The sequence below is a fragment of the Actinomycetospora chiangmaiensis DSM 45062 genome (genome assembly GCF_000379625.1).
In the GTDB taxonomy this organism is placed as follows: Bacteria; Actinomycetota; Actinomycetes; order Mycobacteriales; family Pseudonocardiaceae; genus Actinomycetospora; species Actinomycetospora chiangmaiensis.
On record NZ_KB903240.1, the window covers coordinates 175711 to 190094 of the forward strand.

The 14384-nt window shown below is 73.3% G+C and carries 13 protein-coding genes; 8 read left to right on the plus strand and 5 right to left on the minus strand.

Annotation, left to right across the window (positions count from 1 at the left end; genetic code table 11):
• Positions 1-19: 19 nt before the first annotated feature.
• Positions 20-976 carry a heme o synthase gene (locus A3CO_RS0117900; protein ID WP_018333612.1) on the minus strand — a complete coding sequence of 319 codons (957 nt, stop codon included), beginning with the start codon at positions 974-976 and terminating at the stop codon, positions 20-22.
• Positions 977-1487: 511 nt separating this feature from the next.
• Between A3CO_RS0117900 and tkt the strand changes: the two genes are divergently transcribed.
• From tkt to pgl, 6 genes are read left to right on the plus strand one after another with little or no spacing between them, the layout of a single operon-like run.
• Positions 1488-3563 carry a transketolase gene (tkt, locus tag A3CO_RS0117905; RefSeq protein WP_026204733.1) on the plus strand — a complete coding sequence of 692 codons (2076 nt, stop codon included), beginning with the start codon at positions 1488-1490 and terminating at the stop codon, positions 3561-3563.
• Positions 3564-3593: 30 nt separating this feature from the next.
• Entirely contained in the window at positions 3594-4715 is a 1122-nt protein-coding gene (gene tal / locus A3CO_RS0117910) for a transaldolase (RefSeq protein WP_018333614.1), read from the plus strand.
• Positions 4712-6358, plus strand: a complete 1647-nt coding sequence (locus A3CO_RS0117915; protein ID WP_245561526.1) for a glucose-6-phosphate isomerase — start codon at positions 4712-4714, stop codon at positions 6356-6358. The genes tal and A3CO_RS0117915 overlap by 4 nt, the downstream gene beginning before the upstream one ends.
• Entirely contained in the window at positions 6355-7890 is a 1536-nt protein-coding gene (gene zwf, locus A3CO_RS0117920; RefSeq protein ID WP_018333616.1) for a glucose-6-phosphate dehydrogenase, read from the plus strand. The genes A3CO_RS0117915 and zwf overlap by 4 nt, the downstream gene beginning before the upstream one ends.
• Positions 7887-8840, plus strand: a complete 954-nt coding sequence (locus A3CO_RS0117925; RefSeq protein WP_018333617.1) for a glucose-6-phosphate dehydrogenase assembly protein OpcA — start codon at positions 7887-7889, stop codon at positions 8838-8840. The genes zwf and A3CO_RS0117925 overlap by 4 nt, the downstream gene beginning before the upstream one ends.
• Positions 8837-9616, plus strand: coding sequence for a 6-phosphogluconolactonase (gene pgl, locus A3CO_RS0117930; RefSeq protein WP_018333618.1), 780 nt, complete (start codon positions 8837-8839; stop codon positions 9614-9616). The genes A3CO_RS0117925 and pgl overlap by 4 nt, the downstream gene beginning before the upstream one ends.
• Positions 9617-9678: 62 nt before the next feature.
• Here the strand turns inward: pgl and A3CO_RS0117935 are convergent, their stop codons facing one another.
• Positions 9679-9945, minus strand: a complete 267-nt coding sequence (locus tag A3CO_RS0117935; protein ID WP_157647677.1) for a hypothetical protein — start codon at positions 9943-9945, stop codon at positions 9679-9681.
• 116 nt (positions 9946-10061) lie between these two features.
• Here A3CO_RS0117935 and yczR point away from each other — a divergent pair, with 116 nt between their 5' ends.
• Positions 10062-11537, plus strand: coding sequence for a MocR-like transcription factor YczR (yczR, locus tag A3CO_RS0117940; protein ID WP_018333620.1), 1476 nt, complete (start codon positions 10062-10064; stop codon positions 11535-11537).
• Positions 11538-11652: 115 nt separating this feature from the next.
• Complete coding sequence (locus A3CO_RS36050) at positions 11653-12417, plus strand: class I SAM-dependent methyltransferase (RefSeq protein ID WP_169510960.1); 765 nt, start codon at positions 11653-11655, stop codon at positions 12415-12417.
• A 28-nt stretch (positions 12418-12445) separates the two neighbouring features.
• On the opposite strand, the gene A3CO_RS0117950 is transcribed toward A3CO_RS36050, so the two are convergent.
• From A3CO_RS0117950 to secG, 3 genes are read right to left on the minus strand one after another with little or no spacing between them, the layout of a single operon-like run.
• Positions 12446-13726, minus strand: a complete 1281-nt coding sequence (locus tag A3CO_RS0117950; RefSeq protein WP_018333622.1) for a TrpB-like pyridoxal phosphate-dependent enzyme — start codon at positions 13724-13726, stop codon at positions 12446-12448.
• 20 nt (positions 13727-13746) lie between these two features.
• A complete protein-coding gene (locus A3CO_RS0117955; protein ID WP_018333623.1) occupies positions 13747-14091 on the minus strand; it encodes an RNA polymerase-binding protein RbpA in 345 nt (114 codons plus the stop codon).
• Positions 14092-14138: 47 nt separating this feature from the next.
• Positions 14139-14375, minus strand: a complete 237-nt coding sequence (secG, locus tag A3CO_RS0117960; RefSeq protein WP_018333624.1) for a preprotein translocase subunit SecG — start codon at positions 14373-14375, stop codon at positions 14139-14141.
• Between the last annotated feature and the right edge of the window lie 9 nt (positions 14376-14384).

Below are 14384 nucleotides of genomic sequence, written 5' to 3' on the forward strand. Positions count from 1 at the left end.
GACCCGTCGTCGGGAAGGGCTAGAAGGGCCAGCCGAAGACGGGCCACCCGAAGGCGGAGTCGACGGCCACCGCGACGAACAGGCCCGTGAGGTAGGTGTTCGACAGGTGGAACAGGCGCATCGAGTTGACGACCTCGTCGCGGTGCACGGCCCGGTCGAGCCGGTGGGCGGCGATGAGGAACCAGGCACCGCCGACGACGGCCGTGACCAGGTAGATCCACGAGGTCGCGGGGACGAGCAGCACCGACCACGCCACCATCGCCCACGAGTACAGGACGATCTGGCGGGAGACCCGCTGCGGCGCGGCGACGACCGGGAGCATCGGGACACCCGCGGCGGCGTACTCGTCGCGGTAGCGCATGGCGAGCGCCCAGAAGTGCGGCGGGGTCCAGAAGAAGATGATCCCGAACAGCACGAGGGCGGGCCAGCCGACGTTCCCGGTGACGGCCGCCCAGCCGATGACGACGGGCATGCAGCCGGCGGCGCCGCCCCAGACGATGTTCTGGGAGGTCCGGCGCTTGAGCACCAGCGTGTAGACCACGATGTAGAAGGCGATCGCCGCGACGGAGAGGGCGGCGGCGACCCAGTTGGCGGTCAGGCCCAGCCACACGGCGGAGAGCGCACCGAGGACGAGGCCGAACACCAGGGCGTGCGAGCGCGGCACGGCCTCGCGGGCCAGGGGGCGCTTGCGGGTGCGCGCCATCTTGGCGTCGATGTCCGCGTCGATCACGCAGTTCAGCGCGTGGGCGCTGGCGGCCGCCGCGGCGCCGCCCAGCAGCACCGCGAGGACCAGCCAGAGCGACGGCACCGCCCGCTGCGCGAGCATCATCGCCGGCACGGTGACCACGAGCAGCTGCTCGATGATCCGGGCCTTCGTCAGCGCGAGGTACGCGCGGACGGTGGACACGGAGCGGGCCCAGTACCCGCCGAGCCTGGTCCTCGCCCCCGTCGGCGTCGGACCGACCGCCGTGCTCACCCGATCACCCGGTCCTCTCAGGCGTTCGGCGGCCCCGACCGGACCGCCTCCTACACGCTGTCGTGGATGCAGTCTGCACCCCGGGCGCTCCTCGCGCTCGCCCGCCCCCTGGCAGGAGGTGGTGGGTGCGGGGCACGTCACGCGCGCGAGCGCAGGACGTGATCGTAGAGGGCGACACGTCCCCCCTCGTCGGGCCCCGCCGCGGCGTGTCCGTGCCGCGCCGAGCGGGTAATTGTGCGACTAGCCGGGGCACTGGTCGCCCGACTGGTCACCCGACAGTTCCCGTGGTGTCGCCCCGGCGTGACAGCATGGCATCGACGGACATTCCGGATCGATCCAGATCGCACCGGTTCGACCCGGACATGCCGGGGCGCCCGCCCCGCGACCGCCTCGATCCGGGCAGGAGGGCCGCAACCACGCGTGCGCGGCTCACGACGCGAGACACAGGGAGAGCAGGTTCGTGACCACGACCGACGCGAGCACCCATCCGGCGAGTGAGTCGCCCGACGAGATCGCCGCCCTCACCACCCCGCACCGACCCGACGACTGGTCGGATCTGGACGAGCGCACGGTCGACACGATCCGCGTGCTCGCCGCCGACGCGGTGCAGAAGGTCGGCAACGGTCACCCCGGCACCGCGATGTCGCTGGCCCCGTTGGCCTACACGCTCTTCCAGCACACGATGAGCCACGACCCGGCCGACGCCGACTGGCCGGGCCGCGACCGGTTCGTCCTCTCCGCCGGGCACTCCAGCCTCACGCTCTACCTGCAGCTCTTCCTGTCCGGGTACGGCCTCGAGATGTCCGACCTCGAGCAGCTGCGCACCTGGGGCTCGAGGACGCCGGGTCACCCCGAGCACGGCTACACCACCGGTGTCGAGATCACGACCGGGCCGCTCGGCCAGGGCCTCGCCTCGAGCGTCGGCATGGCGATGGCGGCCCGCCGCGAGCGCGGCCTGTGGGACCCGGAGGCGGCGCCGGGCGAGAGCCCGTTCGACCACTTCATCTACGTGATCGCCTCCGACGGGGACATCGAGGAGGGCGTCACCGCCGAGGCGAGCTCGATCGCCGGCCGCCAGCAGCTGGGCAACCTCGTCGTCTTCTACGACGACAACCACATCTCCATCGAGGACGACACCTCGGTGGCGCTCTCCGAGGACGTCGTCGGCCGCTACGAGGCCTACGGGTGGCACACCCAGGTGGTGCGTGGCGGCGAGAACGTCGTCGGGATCCGCGAGGCCATCGAGAACGCCAAGGCCGAGACCGGGCGGCCGAGCTTCATCGCGCTGCGGACCGTCATCGGCTATCCCGCGCCGGAGAAGATGAACACCGGTGCGGCCCACGGCGCCGCGCTCGGGGACGACGAGGTGGCCGAGGTCAAGAAGATCCTCGGCTTCGATCCCGAGAAGTCGTTCCAGATCGAGGACGAGGTCCTCGCCCACGCCCGCGAGGTCAAGGACCGCGGCCGGCAGGCGCACGAGGCCTGGACCAAGAAGTTCGACGACTGGGCGCAGGCGAACCCCGAGCGCCGGCAGCTGTTCGACCGCATGGCCAAGCGCGAGCTGCCCGCGGGCTGGGCGGACAAGCTGCCCACCTGGACCACCGACGACAAGCCGCTGGCCACCCGCAAGGCGCTGCAGCAGATCCTCGGCGCCGTCGGCCCGGAGCTCCCCGAGCTGTGGGGCGGCTCCGCCGACCTCGCCGAGAGCAACAACACGACGATCCCCGACTCGCCGTCGTTCGGGCCGGACAGCGTCGAGACGAACAACTGGGGCCGCATGAGCCCCTACGGCCGGGTCCTGCACTTCGGCGTCCGCGAGCACGCGATGGGATCCATCCTCAACGGGATCGCCCTCCACGGCGGCACCCGGGTGTTCGGTGGCACCTTCCTCATCTTCTCCGACTACATGCGGCCCCCGGTCCGCCTGGCGGCGCTGATGAACCTCAACACCACCTACATCTGGACCCACGACTCCATCGGTCTCGGCGAGGACGGCCCGACCCACCAGCCGATCGAGCAGCTGGCGAGCCTCCGGGCCGTCCCGCGGATGTCGGTCGTCCGGCCCGCGGACCCGAACGAGACCGCGTACGCGTTCAAGGCCGTCATGGACAACCCGACCGGGCCGGCCGGGCTCGCGCTCACGCGCCAGAACCTCCCGGTGCTCGAGGGCACGTCGGCCGAGGGCGTCGCGCGCGGCGGCTATGTGCTCGAGGACGCCTCCGGCGACCCGCAGGTGATCATCGTGGCGACCGGCTCCGAGGTGCAGCTCGCGGTCGAGGCCCGGAAGACCCTGGAGGCCGACGGCGTTCCCACCCGCGTGGTCTCGATGCCCTGCCTCGACTGGTTCGAGAACCAGGACGCGGACTACCAGGAGAGCGTCATCCCGACCGCGGTGACCGCACGCGTCTCCGTCGAGGCCGGCGTGGCGCAGCCCTGGTACCGGCTGCTCGGGACCACCGGCGAGCCCGTCTCCATCGAGCACTTCGGTGCGAGCGCGGACTACCAGACCCTGTTCGAGAAGTTCGGTTTCACCGCCGAGGCCGTGGTCGACGCCGCCCGCCGCTCGCTGGCCCGCGCGTCGAAGTGACCACGCCCCGCGACCCGAAGTGAGGACATCATGAGCTCCACTCCCCTGGCGGACCTCTCCGCCGCCGGCGTCTCCATCTGGCTCGACGACCTGTCGCGCCAGCGCATCATGAGCGGCAACCTCGCCGAGCTCATCGAGCAGAAGCACGTCGTCGGGGTCACGTCGAACCCGTCGATCTTCCAGGCGGCCCTCGCGGACGCCGACCACTACGCCGAGCAGCTCGACGATCTGGCCCGCCGCGGCGCGTCGGTCGAGGACGCCGTCCGTGAGATCACGACGGACGACGTGCGGCACGCCTGCGACATCTTCCGCAACGTCTACAACGAGACCGCCGGCCTGAACGGCCGGGTCTCGCTCGAGGTCGACCCGCGCTCGGCGCACGACACCGAGAAGACCGTCGCCGAGGCCGTCGACCTCTGGAAGACCGTCGACCGCCCCAACCTGATGATCAAGATTCCGGCCACCCCGGAGGGCATTCCGGCGATCACCCGCGTGCTCGCGGAGGGCATCAGCGTCAACGTCACGCTGATCTTCTCGGTCGAGCGCCACCGTGCCGTGATGGACGCGTTCCTCGCCGGCATCGAGCAGGCGCGCAGCAACGGGCACGACCTGTCGGTCATGGGCTCCGTGGCGTCGTTCTTCGTGTCGCGGGTGGACTCCGAGGTCGACAAGCGCCTCGAGGCCATCGGCACCGACGCGGCGCTGGCGCTGCGCGGCACGGCCGCCGTCGCGAACGCCCGGCTGGCCTACCAGGCCTACCTCGACACGTTCTCCACCGAGCGGTGGGCGACGCTCAAGGGCGCCGGTGCCACGGTCCAGCGTCCCCTCTGGGCGTCGACCGGGGTGAAGAACAAGGCCTACCCCGACACGCTCTACGTGACCGAGCTCGTCGCGCCCGACACCGTGAACACGATGCCGGAGGCCACCCTCGAGGCCTTCGCCGACCACGGCGAGCTGCACGGCGACGCCGTCACCGGGACCGCGGACGCGGCCGCCGAGGTGTTCGCCGCGCTCGCCGACGTGGGCATCGACGTCACCGATGTGTTCCAGGTCCTCGAGGACGAGGGCGTCGACAAGTTCGAGAAGGCCTGGACCGAGCTCCTGGAGACGGTCTCCGAGCAGCTGACCCGGCGCAGCCCGGAGCAGTCGTGAGCGCGCCCGTGGAGGCCCCGCTGACGGTGTCGGTGGTCGACCCGCAGCTCGCGGAGGCCGCATCGGCCCTCGTCGAGAAGCTGGTCACCGACGAGGTCGCCTCGAAGCTGGCCGCGCAGGACGACACGCTGTGGGGCCCGGACGCGCAGGACGAGGCGTCGAAGCGGCTGTCCTGGGTGACGCTGTACGAGTCGTCCAAGCCGCTGGTCGACCGCCTGACGGCACTGCGCGGTGACCTGCACGCCGAGGGCGTCGACCGCGTCGTCCTCGCGGGCATGGGCGGCTCGTCGCTGGCCCCCGAGGTCATCTGCCACACCCGCTCGGGCTCCGCCGTCGGCGGTACCCACCCGATCACGGTGCTCGACACGACCGACCCGGGCCAGGTACGCGACGCCCTCGCCGGCGACCTCGCGCGCACCGTGCTGGTGGTGAGCTCCAAGTCGGGCGGCACCGTCGAGACCGACAGCCAGCGCCGCGTGTTCGCCGAGCAGTTCGCGGCGAACGGGATCGACGCCGCGAGCCGCATGGTCGTCGTCACCGACCCGGGCACCAAGCTCGAGGAGCTGGCGGCCGAGCAGGGCTACCGGACCACCGTCGAGGCCGACCCGAACGTCGGCGGCCGCTACTCGGCCCTGACCGCGTTCGGCCTCGTGCCGTCCGCCCTCGCGGGCGTCGACGTCGGGGGCCTGCTCGACGAGGCCGCCGCGGCGGCCCCCGAGCTGCAGCGCGACTCGGCCGACAACCCGGCGATCCAGCTGGGCGCCGCACTCGCGGCGGCGCACAACGCGGGCGCCGAGAAGGTCGTGCTCGCCGACTCGGGCTCCGGCCTCATCGGCTTCGGCGACTGGGCCGAGCAGCTCATCGCCGAGTCGACCGGCAAGCAGGGCCTCGGGCTCCTGCCCGTCGTCGTGGAGTCCCCCGACGCGCCCGGGTTCGCCGACCACGGCCACGACGCGACCACGGTGACGATCGGACCCGCCGTCGGGAACGCGCAGATCGCGACCGAGGGGTCGCTCGGGGCGCAGTTCCTGCTCTGGGAGACCGCGGTGGCGCTCGCCGGCCGCCTGATCGGGATCAACCCGTTCGACCAGCCCGACGTCGAGTCGGCCAAGCAGGCCACCCGCGACCTCCTCGGCGGTGACGGCACGACCGGCACCGACGAGGCGCCGGTGCTCGTCGAGGGCGCCGTCGAGGTGCGCGGCGACTGGCTGAGCGGGCCCGCCACCCTCGTCGAGGCGATCCAGCAGCTGATCGACCGGGCCCCCGAGGGCGGCTACGTCGCCGTGCAGGCCTACCTCGACCGGCTCGACGACGCCTCCGCCGAGGTGCTGCGCCCCGAGATCGCGAAGCACACGGGGCTGCAGACCACCTTCGGGTGGGGCCCCCGCTTCCTGCACTCGACCGGGCAGTACCACAAGGGCGGGCACCAGAACGGCGTGTTCTTGCAGATCACGGGGTCCGTCGCCGACGACCTCGCGATCCCGGACCAGCCGTTCACCTTCGGCGAGCTGCAGCACGCGCAGGCCGCCGGGGACGCGCAGGTCATCAGCCAGCACGGCCGTCCCGTCCTGCGCGTGCACCTGGCGGACCGCGCCGCCGGGCTCGTCGCCCTCACGAACGCGGTGGGGGAGGTCCGGCGGTGACAGCCCCCGCCGCGTGGCGCAACCCGCTACGGGACGAGCGCGACAAGCGACTGCCGCGGATCGCCGGCCCGAGCGGGCTCGTGTTGTTCGGGATCACCGGCGACCTCGCGCGGAAGAAGCTCATGCCGGCGATCTACGACCTCGCGAACCGTGGTCTGCTGCCGCCGGGCTTCGCGCTGGTCGGCTTCGCACGGCGGAACTGGTCCGACGAGGACTTCGCCGAGATCGTCTACGACGCGGTGCGCCAGCACTCCCGCACCCCGTTCCGCTCGGAGGTGTGGGACCGGCTGGCCGAGGGCCTCCGGTTCGTCCAGGGCACCTTCGACGACGACGAGGCCTTCGACCGGCTCGCCGACACCGTCGCCGCTCTCGACCACGAGCGCGGGACGAACGGCAACCACGCGTTCTACCTGTCGATCCCGCCGGACGCCTTCCCGACGGTCTGCAAGCAGCTCTCGCGCGCGGGCCTCGCGGACTCGACGGAGGACGCCTGGCGGCGCGTCGTGATCGAGAAGCCGTTCGGCCACGACCTGCACTCGGCGCAGGAGCTGAACGCGATCGTCAACGACGTCTTCCCCGAGGACTCGGTGTTCCGCATCGACCACTACCTGGGCAAGGAGACGGTGCAGAACCTGCTCGCCCTGCGGTTCGCCAACGAGCTGTTCGAGCCGATCTGGAACGCCCACCACGTCGACCACGTGCAGATCACGATGGCCGAGGACATCGGGGTGGGCGGGCGCGCCGGCTACTACGACGGCATCGGTGCCGCCCGCGACGTCATCCAGAACCACCTGCTGCAGCTCCTCGCGCTGACCGCGATGGAGGAGCCGCTGTCGTTCTCCCCGGACGACCTGCGGGAGGAGAAGATCAAGGTCCTCTCCGCCACGAAGCTCGCGGAGCCCCTCGACGAGACCACCGCGCGGGGGCAGTACGCCGCCGGCTGGCAGGGCTCCACCGAGGTGAAGGGCCTGCAGCAGGAGGACGGCTTCCCGCCGGACTCGGTGACCGAGACCTACGCCGCGATCACCTGCGAGGTGAACACCCGCCGCTGGGCGGGTGTGCCGTTCTACCTGCGCACGGGCAAGCGCCTCGGCCGTCGGGTCACCGAGATCGCCGTGGTGTTCAAGCGGGCCCCGCACCTGCCGTTCGACCAGACGATGACCGAGGAGCTCGGGCAGAACGCCCTCGTGGTGCGGGTGCAGCCCGACGAGGGCGTCACGCTGCGGTTCGGCTCCAAGGTGCCCGGGTCGGGCATGGAGGTCCGCGACGTCACCATGGACTTCGGGTACGGCACCGCGTTCACCGAGGCCTCCCCCGAGGCCTACGAGCGGCTGCTGCTCGACGTCCTGCTGGGCGAGCCGTCGCTGTTCCCGACCAACAAGGAGGTCGAGCTGTCCTGGCGGATCCTCGATCCCGTCATCGAGAAGTGGCACCGCGAGGGCACTCCCGACAGCTACCCCGCCGGCACCTGGGGCCCGCGGTCGGCCGACGAGCTGCTCTCGCGCACCGGCCGGGTCTGGAGGCGACCGTGATCGTCGATCTGCCCTCGACGGACACGTCGGCGGTCAACCGCAAGATGGTGCAGCTGCGGGAGTCCGCGGGCGCGGTCGCCCTCGGCCGGGTGCTCACGCTGGTGATCTCCACGGTGGACGGTCCGGAGGCCGAGCAGGCCATCCAGGCCGCCAACGACGCGTCCCGGGAGCACCCCTGCCGGGTGCTCGTCCTGGCGCGCGGGCAGCGGGAGGCCGCCACGCGGCTCGACGCGCAGATCCGCATCGGCGGCGACGCCGGCGCCAGCGAGGTCATCGTGCTGCGCATGTACGGGCCGCTGGCCGACCACGGCGGGTCGATCATCGTCCCGCTGCTGCTGCCGGACGCGCCCATCGTCACCTGGTGGCCGGGCGATCCTCCGCCCGCGCCGGCGCAGGACCCGGTCGGCGCCGTCGCGGGCCGCCGGATCACCGACGTCTCCACCACGGCGACGCCGTCCCGGACGCTGCTCGAACTCGGTGCGAACTACCGGCCGGGCGACACCGACCTGGCGTGGAGCCGCATCACCGGGTGGCGGGCGCTGATCACCTCCGCGCTGGACGAGCCCCCCTACGACGCCGTCACCCGGGCCGAGGTGGACGGGCTCGCCGAGTCCGCGTCCGCGGACCTGCTGGCGGGCTGGCTGGCGTCGCGGTTGGACGTCCCGGTGACACGCCGCGTGGTCGACGTGCCGGGGGGTCACCTCGGCGCGGTCCGGCTCGAGCGGCCCTCGGGGACGGTCGAGCTCAAGCGGCAGGACTCCAAGACGGCGAGGCTCACCCAACCCGGGCAGCCGGTCCGTCGCGTCGCGCTCCCCCGCCGGACCGCGCGTGACTGCCTGGCCGAGGAGCTCCGCCGTCTCGATCCCGACGAGATCTTCCACGAGGCGCTCGGGGCCATCCCCCGGGTCGAGGCGGACAGTCCCGAGGCGAAGGGCACGGTGAGCGCGTGAGCGGGCGGGAGATCGTCACCCATCCCGACGACGGGTCGGTGGCGGCGGACGGGGCGGCGCGGCTGCTCGCCGCCCTCGCGGCCGCCCAGGCCGAGCGCGGGGTGGCGTCGGTCGTCCTCACCGGCGGCGGCATCGGCATCGCGATGCTCGAGGCGGTCGCGGCGTCGCCGGACCTCGGTTCGGTCGACTGGTCGCGGGTCGAGGTCTTCTGGGGCGACGAGCGCTTCGTGCCCGCCGGCTCGGAGGACCGGAACGACGTGCAGGCGCGGGCCGCACTGCTGGACGAGGTCGACCTCGACCCGGCCCGGGTGCACCCGATGGCCTCGTCGACGCCGGGCCCCTCGGCGCTCGAGGCCGAGGACTCGGCCGACCCCGACCAGGGCGCCCAGGCGTACGCCCAGGTGCTCACCGAGGCGGCCACCCGGCTCGGTGAGGGCGTGCCCGGCATCCCGGCGTTCGACGTGCTGCTCGCCGGGTGCGGGCCGGAGGGCCACACGCTCTCGGTCTTCCCCGACTCCCCCGCCGTGCACGCGACGGCGGCCGGGGTGGTGGCGGTCCGGGACTGCCCGAAGCCGCCGCCCACCCGGATCTCGCTCACCCTCGCCGCGGCCCGGTCCGCCCGGCAGGTGTGGCTGGTGGCCACCGGGGAGGGCAAGGCCGACGCGTTGGCCCGGGCCGCTCACGGGGCGACCGAGGTCGAGGTCCCGCTCGCCGGGCTCGCCGGCACCGAGCGGACCCTGTGGCTGCTCGACGAGGCGGCCGCGGCGAAGATCTAGCGCCGAACACACCCGAACGGCCCCTCGCATCCCGCGGGGGGCCGTTCGTCGTCCCGGGGAGATCAGCCGATCGGCCGGGTGCACCGTCCCTCCCACGGCCGGAGCGACCGGTCGTACGCGGCCCACGCCTGCCGCTGGGCGGCGACCCTCCGCGCGAGGGCGGCGAGCAGCCGCAGGTCCGACGCCGGGTTGTGGGCGTACTGCGGCCCCCGCGGCAGGGCCGGGTCCCGGGCGTCGAGAGTCTCGTTCGAGCGGGTGTCCGCGCCGTACCGAACGACCGCGAGGCCGAGGACGGCGAGGACGACGACGGTGACGATGGCGGCGATCATGACGAGCTCCTTCGGGGACACGGGGTGATGTGGCTAGAGTGGCTGTCGGGTGACAGCCCTGCCAGGACCATTGGTCCTACAGTGGCAGGCAGAGTGGCAGAAGTGGCAGGTGAGCGGTGGAACAGCAGCTCGGCGGACACGCCCTCGTCCGACACCTCGGTGAGTTCGCCGACGGACCCGTGGGCTACGCGGCGCTCGCGGGACGCATCCGCACCCTGCTGGGCGACGGCCGGCTCGCCGTCGGGACGCGGGTGCCGAGCGAGCGGGAACTGGCGCTCGCGCTGGGCATCGGGCGGGGCACGGTCGCCGCGGCGTACGAGCAGCTGCGCGAGAGCGGCCACCTGCTGCGCCGTCGCGGGTCGGGGACCTGGTCCGCCCTGCCGTCCAGGGCGCCGACCGGCTCCCCCGCGCCCTTCGCCCCGAGCGGCGCCTTCGCGGTGCCGCCGGATCTGCCCAGCGGGGTGATCGACCTGGCCCACGCCGCACCCGCGGCGCCGATCGACGCGATGGCCGCGGCCGGCGCCGAGGCCCTCGCCGCCCTGCCCACCCACCTCGTCGGGCCGGGCTACGACCTGCTCGGCACCCCGTTGCTGCGCGCCGCGATCGCCGAGCGGCTCACGGCGCAGGGACTGCCGACCGCGCCGGACGAGGTCATGGTGACCGCGGGCGCCCAGCACGCGCACTCCCTCGCCGTGCGGGCCCTCGTGCGGCCCGGGGACCGCGTCCTCATCGAGCAGCCGACCTACCCCGGCGCGGTCGACCTCGTGCGCCACACGTCGGCGCGCCCCGTCCCGATGGCGCTCGACCGCGACCCGCACGGGCGCACCCGCTGGGACGTCGGCGCGTTCGCCACGAGCCTGCGCGAGTCGGCCCCGGCGCTCGCCTACCTGGTGCCCGACCACCACAACCCGACGGGCGCGGTGATGGACGCCGAGACGCGCGGTGCGGTCGTCGCGGCCGCCCGCCGCCACGGCGTGCCCCTCGTGGTCGACGACTGCCTGCGCGAGATGTGGCTCGACGAGCCCGTCCCGCCACCGCTCGGCGCGTGGGCGACGACCGCGGGCGAGGCCCCGGTGCTCACCATCGGCTCGATGAGCAAGACCGTGTGGGGCGGCCTGCGGATGGGCTGGATGCGCGGGCCGCGCGCGGTGCTGCGCCGCATCGCCACGAGCCGGGCCTCCGACGACATCGCCTCGCCCGTCCTCGAACAGCTGGTCGCGACGGCGCTGCTCGCCCGCCTCGACGACCTCCTCCCCCAGCGTCGGGCGGCCACCGCCGCGCAGCGCGACCACCTCGTGGCCGCCCTGCGGCGCACCTTCCCGGAGTGGGCGGTGCCCAGCCCCACTGGTGGGCTCTCGACGTGGATCGACCTGGGGGCGGCTCGATCCAGCGCCCTCGTCGACGCCGCCGCCCGCCAGGGGCTGCACCTCGCCGCCGGCCCGCGCTTCGGCATCGGCGGTGCCTTCGAGGGGTTCCTGCGCGTGCCCTACACCCACCGGGTGGACGTGCTCGACGACGCCGTGGAACGGCTGGCCGCCGCGTGGGCGTCGCTGGGCTCCGGCCCGGTCGCCGCGCTCACCACCGTCGTCTGAGACGTCACCGGGGCGCTCGAACCCCGGATCGCACGCGGCTCCACCGTGCCCGCGGTGATCAAGACCTCGTCCGTCGAGCCGCGCCCCGCCGGGATCGGCGGCGAGGATGGGCGCCGTGACCCACGCGGCACGGGCGGTCTGGGACCGCGGCGACTACGGACCCCTCGCCGACCTGCTCGCGCCGGGCGCGACGGTGCTCGCCGACACCGCCGCCCCCACGCGGGCGGACCGGGTCCTCGACCTCGCCGCGGGGCACGGTGCGGTCGCGGAGATCGTCGCCCGGCGCGGCACTCCGGTCACCGCGGTCGACGTCTCCCCCGTGATGGTGGCCGCCGGGCGGGCGCGGACCGCCGACCTGCCCGTCACCTGGCTCGAGGCCGACCTGGCCGCCGTCCCGCTGGACGACGACGCCGCCGACGTCGCGCTCTCCAACTTCGGGCTGATCTTCACCGTCGAGGCGGCGCCCGCCCTCGCCGAGGTCCGCCGCCTGCTCCGTCCGGGCGGCACGCTCGCCTACACGGCCTGGGACCCCGAGGGCGTGGTCGGCCGGATGGGCGCGGTGATGGCCGAGTTCATGCCCGCCCCGCCCGACGGCGCCCCGAAGCGCTTCCACGGGTCGGTGTGGACGACCGGAGAGGCGCTCCGGGACGCGGGGTTCACCGACGTGACGGTCACCGGGCGGACCCTGCCCTGGCGGTTCGACTCCCCCGCCGACCTCACGACGTTCTTCCGCCACCACTCCCCCGCCCACATGGCCTCCGAGGTGGCCGCGGGCGAGCGGGCGGCCGACATGTTCGCCGCGATCGGGCGGGTGTTCGCGCCCGACGGCGGGGCGGTCGACGTCGAGGCGTCGTACGTCGTGGTGACCGCACGCGCCTGAGCCGACCGCACCCGGCGTCGGGACGGGGTCAGTCCTCGGGCTCCTCGCCGAGGTCGCCCGCGAGGTAGTCCTCGTAGGCCTTGAGGTCGAGCAGGCCGTGCCCGCAGTAGTTGAAGAGGATGACGCGCTCCTCGTTCTTCGCGGCCGCGTCCTTCGCCTCGGCGATCGCGGAGGCGATGCCGTGGCCGGCCTCGGGCGCGGGCAGCTTGCCCTCGACGCGGGCGAACAGCACGTTCGCCTCGAACACGGCCTGCTGGCGGTGCGCCACGGCCTCCATCCGGCCCTCGTGGACCAGCTTGGAGATGATCGGCGAGTCGCCGTGGTAGCGCAGCCCGCCGGCGTGGATGCCGGGCGGCATGAAGTCGTGGCCCAGCGTGTACATGTTCATCATCGGCGTGAGGCCCTGCGTGTCGCCGAAGTCGTACTCGTAGGTGCCCCGCGTGAGGGTCGGGCACGACGCCGGCTCCGCGGCCAGCAGCCGGACCGCGGGGTCGGGCAGGAACGGCAGGGCGAGGCCGCCGAGGTTCGACCCGCCACCGCAGGGCGCGATCACGACGTCGGGTCGGGTCTCGCCCGCGAGCGCGAGCTGCTGCTGCGCCTCGAGCCCGATGACGGTCTGGTGCAGCAGCACGTGGTTGAGCACGGAGCCGAGCGCGTAGTGGGTGTCGTCGCGGCCCACCGCGTCGCGGACCGCGTCGGAGATCGCGGAGCCGAGCGACCCGGCGTTCGAGGGGTCGTCGATCGGCGACGGCACGACCGACCCGCCCCAGGTCTCCATGATGACCTTGCGGTACGGCTTCTGCTCGAAGCTCTTCCGCACCATGTAGACCGCGCACTCGAGGTCGTACTGCGCGCAGGCGAAGGAGAGGGCGGTCCCCCACTGGCCGGCGCCGGTCTCGGTGGCGAGGCGCCTGATGCCCTCGCGGGCGTTGTAGAACGCCTGCGGCACCGCCGAGTTCGGCTTGTGCGAGCCCGCGGGCGACACCGACTCGTCCTTGAAGTAGATCCGCGCCGGGGTGCCGAGGGCCGCCTCCAGCCGACGGGCCCGGATCAGCGGCGTCGGCCGCCACAACCGCAGGACGTCGAGCACCTCACCGGGGATGTCGATCCACGGGTCGGCCGACATCTCCTGGCCGATGAGCTCGCCCGCGAACAGCGGCGCGAGGTCGTCCGGCCCGACGGGCTCGCGCGTCACGGGGTGCAACGGCGGGTCGAGCGGGCTCGACAGGTGCGGGGCGACGTTGAACCAGGCCGAGGGGATCTCGGCCTGGCTCAACGAGAAGCGGGTGTCGGTGATCTCTGCGGTCACCCGGACACCCTGTCAGAGGATCAGTTCTCCCCGCGACGTGCGCGCAGCTTGGCGAGCGCCTCCTCGAGGAGCGCCTCGCCGTCGGCGTCGCTGCGACGCTCCTTCACGTACGCGAGGTGCGTCTTGTACGGCTCGGTGCGCCGCGCGGGCGGCGGGTTCTTCATGTCCGTGTTCGCGGGCAGTCCGCAGCGCGGGCAGTCCCACGTGACGGGCAGCTCGGCGTCGTGGGCGAAGGACGGCCGGGTCTCGTGCCCGTTGGAGCACCAGAACGAGACGACGACGCGAGCCGCGCTCTCTCCCCGCTCCGACTCCCCCATCGGGCCCGAGCCGACCCGAGTGCCCCGGATCGCGTTGCCAGCGGCCATGTCGGCGTTACCTCCGCATCGTCACCCGGCAGCGAGCTCCGGGGCTGTCAGCCTTCGATCTTGATGAGCAGGCCCGTCCCGACGATCGCGATCAACCAGATCGCGCCGACGAACAGGGTGAGCCGGTCGAGGTTCTTCTCGACCACGCTGGAGCCGGCGAGGCTCGACTGCACGCCGCCGCCGAACAGCGACGAGAGACCACCGCCCCGGCCGCGGTGCAGCAGCACGAGCAGCACCAGCAGCACGCTGGACACGATGAGCAGGATCTCCAGGAACAGTCGCATCGCGGGCTC

Excerpts from the sequence above, each read along its gene's own strand:
- A3CO_RS0117955 (WP_018333623.1), bottom strand. The coding sequence starts at position 14,091 with ATGGCCGCTGGCAACGCGATCCGGGGCACTCGGGTCGGCTCGGGCCCG.
- tal (WP_018333614.1), top strand. The coding sequence starts at position 3,594 with ATGAGCTCCACTCCCCTGGCGGACCTCTCCGCCGCCGGCGTCTCCATC.
- A3CO_RS0117935 (WP_157647677.1), bottom strand. The coding sequence starts at position 9,945 with ATGATCGCCGCCATCGTCACCGTCGTCGTCCTCGCCGTCCTCGGCCTC.
- secG (WP_018333624.1), bottom strand. The coding sequence starts at position 14,375 with ATGCGACTGTTCCTGGAGATCCTGCTCATCGTGTCCAGCGTGCTGCTG.